Consider the following 13,309-nt stretch of genomic DNA (forward strand, 5'->3'; position numbering starts at 1 on the left):
CTCAGAACGCCTCGAGGATGGCGCAGGCCACCGAGGTCCTGACCTGGGGCTCGGGGTCGGCGAGGAGCGATGCGGCGCGCGGGATCTCGCCGAGCGCGACCAGGCCCGCCCCCGCCGCCTCGCGCACCGGGATCTCGCGGGATCGGACGTCGCGCTCCAGCAGCGGCACGACCGCGCGGACTCCTGCACGTGCGAGGACTCCCCGCGCCAGCACCGCGCGCGTCGACGTCCCCGCGGTGAGCTTCATCAGCCAAGCGACGGCCGCGGAGCGCTCGCGCGCCGCGACGTCCCGCGGCGCGGCGTCGACGTGGCGGCTATGGACGGCGAAGACCACGGCCTCATCCGGATCGCCCTGCGCGTCGATGAGCGCAGATCGCACCGCCGGGTCCTGGAGCGGCGCGGAGAGGATGGCGTAGACGCGATCCCGGCTCTGGCTGGAGCGGATGGAGCCGATGAGGACGGAGATCGCTTCGCCGGCGCCCTCGCCCCCCGCGCGGATCAGCGCGCGCGCGGCGGCGATCGCGGGCGCGCCGCGCTGGGTGGAGATCGCCCAGCGCAGCTGCGCGCGTCCGCCGCCGTCCAGCGCGCGCGGCGTCGCCCACGCTTCGGCGATCGCCTCGCGCCCAGGTTCATCCGAGAGGGTCCAGACATCGCGCAGCGCCAGCACGATGTCCTGACCGCCGAGCGCCCCGGCGGCGCGGATCGCCAGCGTCCGCGCGAGCGGGTAAGGATCGAGCCGCGCCGCCTCGAGCAGCGCTTCCCGATCGCTCGGGTCCGCTGCCGCGGCGGCCGCGCGAAGCGCCGAGACGCGGACCTCCTGATCTCCGTCGAGCATCCGCGAGCGGCGCACCGCGCCGTCCTCGGCTGTGACGAGCGCCCGCGTCTCCAGCGCGCGGAGCGCCGCGTCCTTGCCGGGGGATCTCCCCGCCGCCGCGTCGCTTGCATACCGCTTCACGCTCTCCGGGTCGGTGAGCCCCGCCTCGAGGAGGATCATCGCCGCGGCGGTCGCGATCGCGTCCGAGCCCGCGGCGCGCTCGGCGAGCGCGTCCTCCAGCGCGCGCGCGCACGTCCGGAGCTCGCGCAGCCGATCGGCCCCCGATGGCGGCGTCGCGCGCGCGATCTCCCCCTGCGCGACCGCGCGGGCGACCGCTCGTGCGTCGTCGCTGTCCAGCTCGCCGCGGCGAAGCTCGTCGCTCAAGGTGCGCCGCAGCTCGTCGAACCTGCCCGCCTCAGCTGCGCGTAAGGAGGCCGAGCTCGCGCAGCCGGTGACGGCGGCGAACGAGAGGAGGCCGGCGAGGATCGACCGGTAGAGCACGCGGCGCATGACGCGCCTCTTACCGCGCCGAAGTTCGCGCTCGAAGCCCCTTCGGCTCGACCACCCGGGGAATCCGTTTTATAGGGCGGTCACGCTCCGGCACCATGCGTATCGACGTCATCGTCAACACCACGGCGCGCCGGTACCGGGCGAGGCCGTCGCTCATCGACCGCATGGCGGCCGCGTGCGCTGGCGCGGCGGAGCTCCACCCGACGTCGAACGTCGCGGAGCTCGCGGAGGTCTGCGAGCGGCTCGCCCGGCGAGGCACGGATCTCGTCGCGCTCTCTGGCGGCGACGGCAGCTTCATGGCCGGCGTCACGGCCCTCGCGCGCGCCTTCGGCGATCGCTCGCTGCCGCCTCTTGTCCTGCTGCCAGGCGGCACCGTGGCGACCGTCGCGCGGAACTGGGGCATGACCGGCGATCCGGCTGCGCTCCTCGCGCGGACGGTCAGCGAGGTCCGCGGCCTCCCGAGCGGCGCGGCCATCCATGGCGCCGTCCGCCGGCCCACCCTGCGCGTGCGCGCGACGACCCGCAGCGGCGTCGAGGAGCGCATCGGCTTCATCTTCGGCACCGGGCTCGTGGCCAGCTTCTTCGATGTCTACTACGAGCGCGGAGGCGACGGCTACGGCGGCGCTGCGCGCATCGTGGCGCGGGTGTTCATCGAGTCCTTTTACGGCGGCGCCTACGCGCGCCGCGTCCTCGACCCGCTGCCCTGCACGATCGAGGTGGAGGGGCGGCAGCTGGCCCCACGCGCCTGGTCGCTCATCTGCTCGTCTGCAGTGCGTGACCTCGGGATCCACATGCTGGTCACCTACCGAGCAGGGGAGGATCTCGATCGCCCTCACCTCGTCGCCAGCGCCCTGCCCCCTCGAGAGCTCGGGCCGCGCGCTCCGCTCGTCCTCGCGGGCCGCCGGATCGGCGGCAAGGACCACTTCGACGACCTCGTCCAAGATTTCACGGTCCGGTTCGGCGCCGAGGCCAGCGCGACCTCGATCGGGGACGGCCCCTACATCCTCGACGGCGATCCCCTCCGAGCGAGCGAGATCCGGGTCTCCGCCGGGCCAGCCATCGACGTCCTCTCCCTGCGCCCCTGAGATCGCGCGCTCGTCGGCGCCCTGCGCCGATCTGTCGGCGAGCCGGCTGCCGCATCGCATGACGGAATCATGACCAGCGTCGTGAGCCCCAGTGACGGGCGTGCTCGATGCTGCATCCACTTTGGAACCCATGACGCAAGCGCCTGCATCGAGCCCTACACGGGTCGTCGTACCGAAACCTGGCCCCAGCCTCGGCCAGATCTTCAACGTGCTGGGGATCACTGCGATCCACGTGGGCACCGTGGTCGCCATCCTCCGAGGTGCCACGTGGAAGCTCGCGGCGCTCGCCGCAGCCACGTACGTCGTCCGGATGTTCGCGATCACGGCGGTCTACCACCGGTACTTCTCGCACCGTAGTTACAAGACGAGCCGCGGCCTGCAATTCCTGCTTGCGCTGCTCGGCACCACGGCGACCCAGAAGGGCCCGCTGTGGTGGGGGGGGACGCACCGCGTCCACCACAAGTACTCGGACACCGAGCGCGACGTCCACAGCCCGCTCCGCAGGGGGTTCTGGTACGCGCACATGGGTTGGTGGCTCGGCCGCGAGCACGAGGAGCTCGACCTGAAGCGCATCCCTGACTTCGCGGGTTTCCCTGAGCTCCGCTGGCTGGACCGCTACCACGTGGTCGGGCCGCTCGGCATGATGGCGCTGCTCTTCGCGGTGGGCGGCTACGACGCGTTCCTGTGGGGCTATGTCGTGTCGACGTGCGCGCTCATGCACGGCACGTTCACGATCAACTCCCTCGCGCACGTGTTTGGCTCGCGGCGCTACGCAACGACCGACACGAGCCGCAACAACTTCTGGCTCGCGCTGATCACCCTCGGCGAGGGCTGGCACAACAACCACCACCACTACATGAGCAGCGCGAACCAGGGCTTCTTCTGGTGGGAGATCGACGTCAGCTTCTACGTCCTGCGCGCGATGGAGAAGCTCGGCCTGATCTGGGAGCTCAGGACCGCGCCGGCGCACGTGCTGCAGCGGAACCTGATCAAGGAGGTCGGCGAGCGTTCGCCGCTCCTCGCCCCTCAGGCCACGAACGCCGAGCCCCTTGACGCCCCGCCGCTGGGCCGGCCGAGCCTCGGCGACGTCTGATCGTGCGCGGCGTTCGTCATCGATGATCTGCGGACGGAGGCTGCAGGGCCGCCTTCGTCCGCAAGAGCTCGCGACGCACGAACCTGTGCACCCCGCTCTAGTTGACGGACGAGGCAGCTTGCTGGGTGTGGGCGGCGGCAGAATCGCCGGGCTTCGGCTTCTCGGCCTTGTTGCGCTCGCGTTGGCGCTCCAGACCGGCGCGCACGAAGCGCGCGAAGAGCGGGTGCGCGCTATGGGGGCGGCTCTTGAACTCGGGATGGAACTGACAGCCCACGAAGTACGGGTGCTCGCGCAGCTCGATCATCTCGACGAGCCGCTGGTCGGGTGACGTCCCGGAGAGCACGAGCCCCTTCTGCACCATCGCCTCGCGGTACTTGTTCGACACCTCGTACCGATGCCGGTGCCGCTCGCTGATGCTCGTCTGCCCGTACGCCTCCGCGGCGATCGAGCCCTTGTCCAGGACGCACGGGTACGCGCCGAGGCGCATCGTCCCGCCCTTCTCGACGACCCCCTTCTGGTCGGGCATCAGATCGATCACCGGGTCGGCCGCGTTGCGATCGAACTCCACGGAGTTGGCTCCCGTCATGCCGCAGACGTGGCGCGCGTACTCGACGACCGCGAGCTGCATGCCGAGACAGATCCCAAAGAACGGGATCTTCTCCTCGCGCGCGTAGCGGATGGCCTCGATCTTCCCCTCGGTCCCGCGATCGCCGAAGCCGCCGGGCACGAGGATGGCGTCCAGGTTCGACAGCAGCTCGGGCGCGCCGCGCGCCTCGATCTGCTCGGAGTCGATGTACTCGAGCTCGACCCGCACGTCGTTGTGGAGCCCGCCGTGGACGAGCGCCTCGTGCAGCGACTTGTAGGAGTCACGCAGGTGCACGTACTTGCCGACGACGCCGATCTTCACGATGCCGCGGGACGGCTTCTTGAATCGCTCGACGATGCGCTGCCACGGCGACAGGTCCGGCTGCCTCGCCCAGATGTTGAGCAGCTCCGTGATCTTCTCGTCGATCCCCTCGGCGTGGAGCACGAGGGGGAGCTCGTAGATGCAGTCGACGTCGACGGCCGCGATCACGCAGTCGACGGCGACGTTCGAGAAGAGGGAGATCTTCTCCTTCATGCTGCGCGGGAGCGGCCGATCGCAGCGACAGAGGAGGATGTCCGGCTGAATGCCGATCTCGCGCATCTCCTTCACCGAGTGCTGGGTGGGCTTCGTCTTCAGCTCGCCCGCCGTCGCGATGAACGGCACCAGCGTGACGTGCACCGAGATCGCGTTCTGCGCGCCCGACTCCACCTTGAGCTGGCGGATGGCCTCGATGAACGGAAGCGACTCGATGTCACCCACGGTCCCGCCGACCTCGACAATCGCGACGTCAGCCCCGTCCGCAGCAGAACGGATGCGCAGCTTGATCTCGTCCGTGACGTGCGGGATCACCTGCACCGTCGCCCCGAGGTACTCGCCGCGGCGCTCCTTCGAGATGACCGCCTCGTAGACGCGGCCGGTGGTGAAGTTGTTCTGGCGGCTCATCCGGGCGAGCGTGAAGCGCTCGTAGTGCCCGAGATCGAGATCGGTCTCCGCGCCATCGTCTGTGACGAAGACCTCGCCGTGCTGGTAGGGGGACATCGTGCCGGGATCGACATTGATGTACGGGTCCAGCTTGAGGTGGGTGACCTTCAACCCACGGGACTCCATCAGCGCCCCGATCGAGGCCGCAGCCAGTCCCTTGCCGATCGACGATACGACTCCGCCTGTGACGAAGACGAATTTGGTCCGCTTGCTCATGACCCATCGCTCCGCAGCGCCGTGTGCGCGCCTGTAACCAGTCCCTCGAGCGGCGCTCCAAGGTGAGCGCCGCCAAGGGTCGGCTGTCCACGGCAAATACCTTGCCCGGCTTACAAGCCGCACGGCCCCGTCAGCAGGACCGAAGCCGGAGGAAACCCCGCGACGGGGAACCCCGCGCCGGCAACAGAACCTGACCTGCCGTACGAGCCCATCTGCAACCGGCAGGGACCCACGGCAAGCCTGCGCGACGTGATGCCGCTCTGAATCCGCCGGCATTCTAGGCCGCTCTCCCAGCGCGTCAATGCAAAGGACAATCCGATGTCCCAAGAAGGGTCGAGTCCCTCGGGATCGGACGCCGACCGCCGGCCGCAGGCGTAGGCGCTGGGGGCTCCGCCGGCCTGAGAGCGTCGGCGGACCGGGATGGTACGCTCCGCCGGCGCCCGGCGGGCCTGGTCACGCCATGAGAATCGCGCACGTGCTCCAGCTCGCGACGTCCACCCCGATCGTAGCGCTCGAACGGGACGGAGCGCTCTACGACGTCGCGGAGCTAGAGCGCCACTTCCGGACGAAGCTCGCGGACATCGGCGGCGTGTCGGACTTTCACACGCGCGTGGTGGCGCTCCGTTGCGCCGGCCTTCACGCGCTGGATGATCGGCTGCTCAGCGGAGATCGTCCCGCGTCGACGCATCTGCACCCAGCCACGATCTTGTGGCTGCCTCCCTGCGCCACCGATCGCGCGGCGTACATCCAGCTCGGCCCCTACGCGCACGGCGCCGAGCGCCCCTGGTATCGGTTCGGCAACAGCCGCGCGCTGCTCGGACATGCCGCCGAGATCCCCTTCCCCCCGCTCGAGGACAGGCCCGACTACGAGCTGAACCTGGCGGTGGTCCTCGGCGAGGATCTGCGGCGCGCCACCCTGGAGGAGGTGGAGCGCGCGATCGCTGGCTACACCGTGCTGAACGACTGGACCGCGCGCAGCCTGGAGGCGCGGTCGCTCGTGCGCGGGCTCCCACCGTCGGAGGCGAAGGACTTTGCAACGCAGCTCGGCCCGGTGCTCGTCACGCCCGACGAGCTCGGCTCGGTCGAGGCGCTGCGGACCCAGGTCCGCGTCGACGCCGAGACGCGTTCCTGTTCGCGCGTTGGCGAGTGGACCTTCTCGCTGGCGGAATCCGTCGCGTACATCAGCAACCACATCGAGCTGCGCGCGGGCGACGTGATCGGAGCGGGCCGCGTCTTCGGTGGGAGCGCTGATCAGCGCGTACCGTACGGCGCCAGCGTCGAGCTGATGATCGAGCGCATCGGACGGATGACCGGCAAGCCCGTCAGCGGCCCCGCGCTGTTGCCATGGCGCCGCCGGTGAGCGGGCGTCGGCGCATCACCGCGCGGCCCGCGTGGTTCTCGGTAGCTCAGAACGTGCCGACGACGCCGATGCCCATGCCGGTCGCGGTGATCACCGGGGCCGGCCGCACCGTCAGCGCCGCAGGGGTCGAAGGCTGCGCCGAGCGCGCCTCCGTGGTCATGAAGATCCCTTCGCCGACGAGGCCCAGACCGGCGAGCTGCGCGAGCCCACCGATGGCGGTGAGAGCCCCGCGAACGTACAGCGTCGCTCCGCAGTCCGGATCGTCCGCGGCGCAGCCGTTCTTGGCGAGCGCGAGCCATGGACCAGCGATCGGGATCTTCAGCTCGCTCGCCCCAGGGACCTCTGGCCATGACGATGCGGCGAGGAACGCCGCGCCGTAGGCGAGCGCCGTCACGGCCACCCCGCCGACGATGACCTTCACGCGTGCCGAGGACGGCGGGTACCGCGGAGGCGCCGCCGGCTCCTCCGCGCCGGCGGAGGCAGCGGCCAACCCCAGCGCGGCGACGACGGCGATTGAGGCGAACTTCATGGCGTCTTCGTTCCGGAAGCTCCCGCGCCCGACTTCTTGGAAGGCAACTTCACGGTGTACGGGACCTCGAGCGGCTCGCCGTCGAACGGCAGCACGATCTCTCCGACGAAGGCGCGCTTCACGCAGGATTCGGCGGGCGTCCCTGCGAAGGGCGGCCCGACCAGCACGTCGGTCACGCGTCCCTTCTGGCCGTCGAACACGACCTTGACCTCTCCCTCGCCCGTCGGCGCGTTGGACACGACCTCGGCGCAGTTCGCCGCCTTGTCCCCTCCGCGTCGCAGGGCGATCTCCATCTGCTTCTTCTGATCGGGGTTGAGCCCGTCCCCGCTGTCCGCCGACGCGCCCGCCTCGGTGCCGGAGCTGCCCGCCTCGGCGCCGGAGCTCCCCGTCTCGGCTGGTGCGGCAACATCGGACGGTGCCTGATCGAAGTTGTAGTCTTCCCCTGCCTGCTTGGGCTTGGCGCCGGAGCATGCTGCGGCCGCGAGGATGATGAGCGGCAAGAGCGCGCGGGTCGAATGCTGCTGGGACACGGTGTCCTCCCTTCGAACAGAGCGTGAAGGAGCGTCTGCGCGCACCCTAGCAAGCTCTCCTTTCCGAGGACAACCCCGAGCGCACACGCGCGCACCGATGAGCGACGCCGGGGCTGCGACGACCGGTCGACCGGAGGAGGCATCCGCGGTGGAGGCGTTGTAGAGGCGGAGAGATCTCATGCCTCGACATCCCCGCCGTACAGTCTCCGCGGTCGCGCTCGTGCTCTCGTCGCTCCTCGCCCGCCCCGGCGGCTCCCAGCCGTTCGACAGCGGCGCCGCTCCCGCTGACCGCTCGACCCCCACAGCGAGGCCGACCCAGGGAGCCCCCGTCTCGCCGAGCGCGCCCCCAGCGCCCCTCGCGTCGCACGGACCTCGAAAAATCGATCCTGAGCGCGCTCGAGCGCAGGTTGAGACGCTCGTTACCGACGTGCGCCGCCTGGGGGGACGGGTCGGCGTGCTCGCCCTCGACGTCGCCAGCGGCGCGACGCTCGCGGCCTTCGATCGGCGCGGCCTGTACAACCCTGCATCCAACGCGAAGCTCTTCACGGCAGCCGCCGCGCTTCGCCTGCTCGGGCCGAGCTACCGCTACCTGACCGGCCTCTACGGGGACGCGTCGAACGGAGCCGTCGCCGAGCTCGTGCTCCGGGGTTCGGGCGATCCCTCCCTCAGGACGCGTGATCTCTGGGAGATGGCGCGCGCCCTGAGGGCGTCCGGCGTCCGGAAGGTCGCGGCGATCGCGATCGACCAGGGCTACTTTGACACGCGCTACGTGCCTCCGGCCTTCGAACAGCAGCCGGAGGAGTGGGCGGCCTTTCGCGCCCCGGTCGCGGCAGCCTCGCTGAACGCGAACGCCTTGCTCTTCACGGTGCGCCCGTCGAAGGCAGGGCAGGCTGCCTCCGTCGCGATCGATCCCCCGGGCTTCACGGTGCTCCAGGGCACGGTGACCACCGCGAGGCGCGGCACACCAGAGAAGCTCGGGGTCCGGCTCGAACCGAACGGCGAGCGCCTCGTCGCGCACCTCAGCGGGCACATCCCAGAGGGCGGCCGCGCGGTGAGCCTGGCGAGGCGCGTTGACGATCCCCGCCTGGTCGTAGCATATGCGCTCAAGGAGATGCTGCTGGAGGTGGGCGTCGACGTCTCCGGCGAGGTGCGGCTCGGCGGTGAGCGCCAGAAGCGGCTCCTCGTGGCCCACCGCTCGGCGCCGCTCGGCGAGCTCCTCTCCGCCCTCGGGAAGGACAGCGACAACTTCTACGCGGAGACGATCTTCAAGACGCTCGCCGCAGAGAAGCGTGGGCGCCCCGGCACAGCCGAGGGTGCCGCGGAGGTCGTCGGCGAGACCCTCAGGGAGCTCGATGCGTTCGGACAAGACGTCGTCTTGAGGAACGGCTCGGGCTTGTTCGACGCCGCTCGCGCATCGCCGGAGGCCATCGTCCGGCTGCTGCGCGCCGCGCTTTTCGATCCGGCGCTCGGCGCAGATTTCACCGCGCAGCTCGCGATCGGCGGTGTCGACGGCACCTTGCGCAGCCGCTTCCGCGGGTGGTCGAAGGAGCGCGCCATCCGTGCCAAGACGGGAACGCTCGCCTCGGTTGTGGCCCTGTCCGGCTACATCCTCGCGCCCGCTGGTCGTTCCCCGATCGCCTTCGCCGTGCTCGCCTCCGACGTCCCAGGGAAGATCGACCCCGCACGAAGGGCCATCGACCACTTCGTCGAGTCGCTCGCCGAAGACCTCTGGAAGGACGCACGCACGCCGTGAGAGCGCGGGCTGTCTCGTGTCGGCCCGCTGCGCTGCGCTGCGCTCCGGCCTCCGCTCACCTCTGCGCGCCCCCCACGCAGCTGCGTGTTCGGGCGGCTCAAGCAAAGCGGCCGCGCAGCATGACGCCGCGCGGCCGCTTTACCGACTCGTCCTGAGCTCGTCGCTCAGTAGTCGCGCATCTGCTTGCGGATCTTCCCGAGCGCCTGCTCCTGGAGCTGACGGATGCGCTCGCGCGACAGGTTGTACTTGTCGCCGATCTCCTTGAGCGTGAGCTCGTCCTCGTCGTCGAGACCGAAGCGCCAGCGAATGATCCGCGACTCGATCGGCGTGAGCGTGGTCAGGAGACGCCGGACCTCGTCGCTCCACTTCCTGTTGGCCAGGTGATCGAACGGCGACAGCGCGTTCTCCTCCTGGAGGAAGTCGATGAACTTGCGACCGTCCTCGTCGCCGACCGGACGATCGAGCGAGAAAGGCGTCTCCGCGTAGAAGTCCTTCACCTTGTCGAGCTTCTCGCGCGGAACCCCCGTCTCCTTCTCGAGCTCCTCGATGGTCGGCTCATGCCCCGTGCGCGCGATGATCGCCTGCGTCGCCCGCGCCACGCGGTTGTACGTATCGAGCATGTGGACCGGGATGCGGACCGCGCGGCCCTTGTCGGCCAGGGCGCGGCTGATCGCATGCCTGATCCACCACGATGCATACGTCGAGAAGCGGTAGCCACGGCTGTGGTCGAAGCGCTCTACCGCCTTCATCAGGCCGATGTTGCCTTCCTGGATCAGATCGATGAGCGGCAGGCGCCCGCGGTTGTAGCGCCGCGCGATCGACACGACGAGCCGCAGGTTGGCCTTCACGAAGCGGTTCTTCGCGTCGTGCTGCGCCTGGAAGGATCGCTCCACCCGATCGAGGTAACGGCGGTAGGAGCCAGACATCGGGAGCCTCGGCCGCGTGGGGCGGGTCTCCTCGGGATCGCTCACGTCGTCCTCGAAGTCGGGCTCGCGCACGAGATCGCGCGCGATGCTGAAGGCACGCGCCATCCAGAGGCGATCCGAGTCAGGCAGGCGGACAGCCGCAGCGAGCTCCTCGGAGAGCTGGGCCCACGGCTTCTCCTGCTCGGCGAGCAGCTTTCCCTTCTGCTTCTTCGCCAGGCGAACGAGCTTCTGCAGCTCCGCGATCTGAGGAGCCTTCACCTCGTCCTCACCCGCCTTGGCTACATCCTCCTCGAGCGCTGTGAGGATGTACTCGGCCGCAGGCAGGTAGGAGAGGAGAGCCACCCAGTGCTCCACCTCCGTGCGCTCGACCGCCCGCGCGGTATCGAGCTCCTCGTCCGGCCCCATGACGGGGTGGAGCGCCATGTCGCGGAAATAGCGGGCGAGCATCGAGTCGCCGCCCCCGTCCTCGACATCCTTCAGCTCCCGATCCTGGTTCCTCGCGCGCTCGGGCTGAGGCAGCCGATCGAGCGGCCCGAGGTCCAGATCGATGAAGTCAGCCGTCCGCTCCTCATCGAGGATCTCGGCCGGGCGGGGTCGCACAGCCGTCTCCTCCGTCTGGTCGTCTTCCAGAAGGCCGAGCGCTGCGATTTCCGGCGTGGCCGTCCCACCCTGAGCGAGCGGGTCGCCCTTCACTACAGTGGCGTTGCTCTTGGTCGACCTCATGGCGGCTCCCTCCACGGTGGTAGCTCCTTGAAAGTGCGAGCGCGGCGACTGGTTGTCCCCGAAATCTTCGACCTCGGAGACCTCCAACTCGGTGGTCTGCGATGCCCCCCGCCGGGGAGCCGATGCGGTCTCGGCCCCCTGCGAGCTCTTGGATGCCGCGAGCCGCGCAGAGGCACCTACAGCAGAGGACTTGGCGTTTCTCCGCGCAGTTTCTGGACGGCGGGCGGTCGACGTGCTCATCTTGGTCTTTGTGTCGGCGTTCACTTCTAAACGGCTGACCTTGCGAGATTGAAATGTCTCGCCACCTTTTGACGGCGGGCGAGACGATTTCGTGCCAAACAGAGGGGAGGAGCTGACCGAAGGAGCCCCTGTTGAAACTGGCAACCGCTGGTGCTTTCTTTTGATTCCGGTCGAACTCTTCTCACCTGAGGCAGGTCTGCTCTTGCAGAATGATGCTCCTGCGCCAGTCCCCGGTAGCCGCTCAGCTCTCGAAGCAAAAACAGTGCCTTTTTTAGCGTGCGTTCCCGCTTCTCCTGTTTGAGAGCTCGACCTGGGTGCGCTATGTAGAGCGGAAGGCGCTGTCCATGTCCTGTCGAGCGAGACGTTTCGCTGCGACCGAGCCGAACGGCATGGCTGGGTACGCTTTCGGGGACGCAACAACATCGGCAACCTGTTCTCCTTGGGGACACCTCGAGTTCGCCGGCGTTCCGCGGTTCGGTGGGTCCGCCCTCGCCTCATAGGCAAGGGAATTTCGCTGTCTTTTCCAGCGTGTAGGAGCCCGTATCTAGCCGCTGAGGCCGTTCTCTCAGTGAGCTTCGATGTTTCCTGAACCTGGGCCTCCCGATGGCAATGTCGAGCCCTCACCCGACGGACGAAGGCGGAGAAGGTTATTTTTCGCGACAGACCGCCTGGAAAGTCGGGAATTCCGGCAATTATTTTAGCATCAGCGTAATGAATCGCTAAGTCTGTCCCCGGGGAGGGAACCGGGATCACGCCCTAGGTTGGTCAGGCCTCGGCTGGGGACGCAGGGCCCCTTGAAAGACAACGATCGGTCGGCCAGTTGCCAGCGGACTGGGCTGGGTCAGCTTTTACCCTGATCGCACGATCATAGGGTGCCATCGGCGGTGCATAGTAGGTGCGCATGGAATGCACGCTGCGCATTTGCTCGGTGCCTAATCGCCTCACACTGATGATGCTGATCAGCGTCAGCGACGGCAGCCGCACGTCCCCGCCTGATGGAGGCGCCCGAACTCTCCGTCTGCGATGCAACCCGAGTGCTCGATCGCAGTGGAGGCGAGTCAAATATACGAAATATTACGACAATCGAGCACTTGCGAGGAAAGGGACGCGGCCTTGGCCAGTTTCGGCCCTTCCGCGTCGGGGTGGTCGAGCGCCGGGCTGAAGACCACCCCGCGGAGCCGTCACTTCGTCGCTGCGGGCGAAGCGAGCTTCGCCACGGCGCCGAACGACGCAGGATCGTGGATCGCGATCTCCGAGAGGATCTTCCGATCGAGGGCGATGCCTGCCTTCTTGAGCCCGCTTACGAGGCGGGAGTAAGTCGTACCGTTGAGGCGCGCGGCGGCATTGATCCTGGTGATCCAGAGGCGACGGAAATCCCGCTTCTTGAGCTTACGGCTGATGTAGCCGTACTCCCAGGCGTGACGGAGCACCTCGACCGCCTGGCGGAAGCGGTTCTTTCGGCCGAGGAAGTAGCCCTCGGTCTGGTTGAGGACACGGTTGCGACGGCGACGGGCCTTGAAGCCTCTTTTAACACGCGGCATCGGTAATCTACCTCACTGCTCCAGGGTCAGCCGTAGGGAAGAAGCAGCTTGACGCGCTTCTCCATCGCCGAGTCGACCATGTCGTTCTTGCGGAGACGACGCAGACGCTTCTTGCTCTTCTCCTGCATGCAGTGGTTGAGCCCGCCCTTGCTGCGGCGAATGCGGCCGGAGCCGGTCACCTTGAAGCGCTTGGCCGCGGCGCGGTTGGTCTTCATCTTCGGCATGATGCCCTCGATCCGAATGCCTATCGCTCCCGGCGGCCACCGCTCCGAACCACCGGAGAGGCTGTTCTGCGCCGCAGGGATGCGTAGAGGGGGCGCTTTATGGCGATCCGGCGTGGGGTTGTCAAGTGTCCAGGCAGCGGCTAGGGGCCGGTCGGCGCGCCGGAGGGCCGGGGTCAGGGCGTCGCTCCGTCGCTCACT

Annotated in this window: 11 protein-coding genes; 4 read left to right on the forward strand and 7 right to left on the reverse strand. The window is 68.7% G+C overall.

Features of this window, described 5'->3' with window-relative positions:
- Position 1: 1 nt before the first annotated feature.
- Positions 2-1,324, reverse strand: coding sequence for a hypothetical protein (locus tag WMF45_RS39705; RefSeq protein ID WP_437711164.1), 1,323 nt, complete (start codon positions 1,322-1,324; stop codon positions 2-4).
- A 95-nt stretch (positions 1,325-1,419) separates the two neighbouring features.
- Between WMF45_RS39705 and WMF45_RS39710 the strand changes: the two genes are divergently transcribed.
- Positions 1,420-2,409 (forward strand): diacylglycerol/lipid kinase family protein, encoded by a 990-nt coding sequence (locus WMF45_RS39710; RefSeq protein WP_437711166.1) that lies wholly within the window; start codon positions 1,420-1,422, stop codon positions 2,407-2,409.
- 130 nt (positions 2,410-2,539) lie between these two features.
- Complete coding sequence (locus WMF45_RS39715; RefSeq protein ID WP_437711167.1) at positions 2,540-3,502, forward strand: acyl-CoA desaturase; 963 nt, start codon at positions 2,540-2,542, stop codon at positions 3,500-3,502.
- Positions 3,503-3,599: 97 nt separating this feature from the next.
- Here the strand turns inward: WMF45_RS39715 and WMF45_RS39720 are convergent, their stop codons facing one another.
- Entirely contained in the window at positions 3,600-5,285 is a 1,686-nt protein-coding gene (locus WMF45_RS39720) for a CTP synthase (RefSeq protein WP_437545102.1), read from the reverse strand.
- A 460-nt stretch (positions 5,286-5,745) separates the two neighbouring features.
- Between WMF45_RS39720 and WMF45_RS39725 the strand changes: the two genes are divergently transcribed.
- Positions 5,746-6,645 carry a fumarylacetoacetate hydrolase family protein gene (locus WMF45_RS39725; protein ID WP_437711169.1) on the forward strand — a complete coding sequence of 300 codons (900 nt, stop codon included), beginning with the start codon at positions 5,746-5,748 and terminating at the stop codon, positions 6,643-6,645.
- Between the two features lie 46 nt (positions 6,646-6,691).
- Here the strand turns inward: WMF45_RS39725 and WMF45_RS39730 are convergent, their stop codons facing one another.
- Entirely contained in the window at positions 6,692-7,174 is a 483-nt protein-coding gene (locus WMF45_RS39730; RefSeq protein WP_437711171.1) for a hypothetical protein, read from the reverse strand.
- Positions 7,171-7,704 carry a hypothetical protein gene (locus WMF45_RS39735; RefSeq protein ID WP_437711172.1) on the reverse strand — a complete coding sequence of 178 codons (534 nt, stop codon included), beginning with the start codon at positions 7,702-7,704 and terminating at the stop codon, positions 7,171-7,173. Before WMF45_RS39735 ends, WMF45_RS39730 begins: the two co-directional genes overlap by 4 nt.
- A gap of 178 nt (positions 7,705-7,882) precedes the next feature.
- On the opposite strand from WMF45_RS39735, the gene dacB reads away from it, so the two are divergent.
- Entirely contained in the window at positions 7,883-9,457 is a 1,575-nt protein-coding gene (dacB, locus tag WMF45_RS39740) for a D-alanyl-D-alanine carboxypeptidase/D-alanyl-D-alanine endopeptidase (RefSeq protein WP_437711174.1), read from the forward strand.
- A gap of 164 nt (positions 9,458-9,621) precedes the next feature.
- Here dacB and WMF45_RS39745 read toward each other — a convergent pair whose 3' ends face one another.
- From WMF45_RS39745 to rpmI, 3 genes are all read right to left on the reverse strand, one after another.
- On the reverse strand, positions 9,622-11,106 hold the full coding sequence (locus tag WMF45_RS39745) for a sigma-70 family RNA polymerase sigma factor (RefSeq protein ID WP_437711176.1): 1,485 nt from the start codon (positions 11,104-11,106) through the stop codon (positions 9,622-9,624).
- A gap of 1,421 nt (positions 11,107-12,527) precedes the next feature.
- Entirely contained in the window at positions 12,528-12,887 is a 360-nt protein-coding gene (gene rplT / locus WMF45_RS39750) for a 50S ribosomal protein L20 (protein WP_437711178.1), read from the reverse strand.
- Between the two features lie 26 nt (positions 12,888-12,913).
- A complete protein-coding gene (rpmI, locus tag WMF45_RS39755) occupies positions 12,914-13,111 on the reverse strand; it encodes a 50S ribosomal protein L35 (RefSeq protein ID WP_012239854.1) in 198 nt (65 codons plus the stop codon).
- Positions 13,112-13,309 lie beyond the last annotated feature (198 nt).

Origin of the sequence: Sorangium sp. So ce448 (assembly GCF_051520915.1) — a bacterium.
GTDB lineage: Bacteria > Myxococcota_A > Polyangia > Polyangiales > Polyangiaceae > Sorangium > Sorangium cellulosum_B.

What these genes read in the sequence shown, in the direction of transcription:
- WMF45_RS39705 (WP_437711164.1), bottom strand. Translation starts at nt 1,324, where the DNA reads ATGCGCCGCGTGCTCTACCGGTCGATCCTCGCCGGCCTCCTCTCGTTC.
- WMF45_RS39710 (WP_437711166.1), top strand. Translation starts at nt 1,420, where the DNA reads ATGCGTATCGACGTCATCGTCAACACCACGGCGCGCCGGTACCGGGCG.
- WMF45_RS39715 (WP_437711167.1), top strand. Translation starts at nt 2,540, where the DNA reads ATGACGCAAGCGCCTGCATCGAGCCCTACACGGGTCGTCGTACCGAAA.
- WMF45_RS39720 (WP_437545102.1), bottom strand. Translation starts at nt 5,285, where the DNA reads ATGAGCAAGCGGACCAAATTCGTCTTCGTCACAGGCGGAGTCGTATCG.
- WMF45_RS39725 (WP_437711169.1), top strand. Translation starts at nt 5,746, where the DNA reads ATGAGAATCGCGCACGTGCTCCAGCTCGCGACGTCCACCCCGATCGTA.
- WMF45_RS39730 (WP_437711171.1), bottom strand. Translation starts at nt 7,174, where the DNA reads ATGAAGTTCGCCTCAATCGCCGTCGTCGCCGCGCTGGGGTTGGCCGCT.
- dacB (WP_437711174.1), top strand. Translation starts at nt 7,883, where the DNA reads ATGCCTCGACATCCCCGCCGTACAGTCTCCGCGGTCGCGCTCGTGCTC.
- WMF45_RS39745 (WP_437711176.1), bottom strand. Translation starts at nt 11,106, where the DNA reads ATGAGGTCGACCAAGAGCAACGCCACTGTAGTGAAGGGCGACCCGCTC.
- rplT (WP_437711178.1), bottom strand. Translation starts at nt 12,887, where the DNA reads ATGCCGCGTGTTAAAAGAGGCTTCAAGGCCCGTCGCCGTCGCAACCGT.
- rpmI (WP_012239854.1), bottom strand. Translation starts at nt 13,111, where the DNA reads ATGCCGAAGATGAAGACCAACCGCGCCGCGGCCAAGCGCTTCAAGGTG.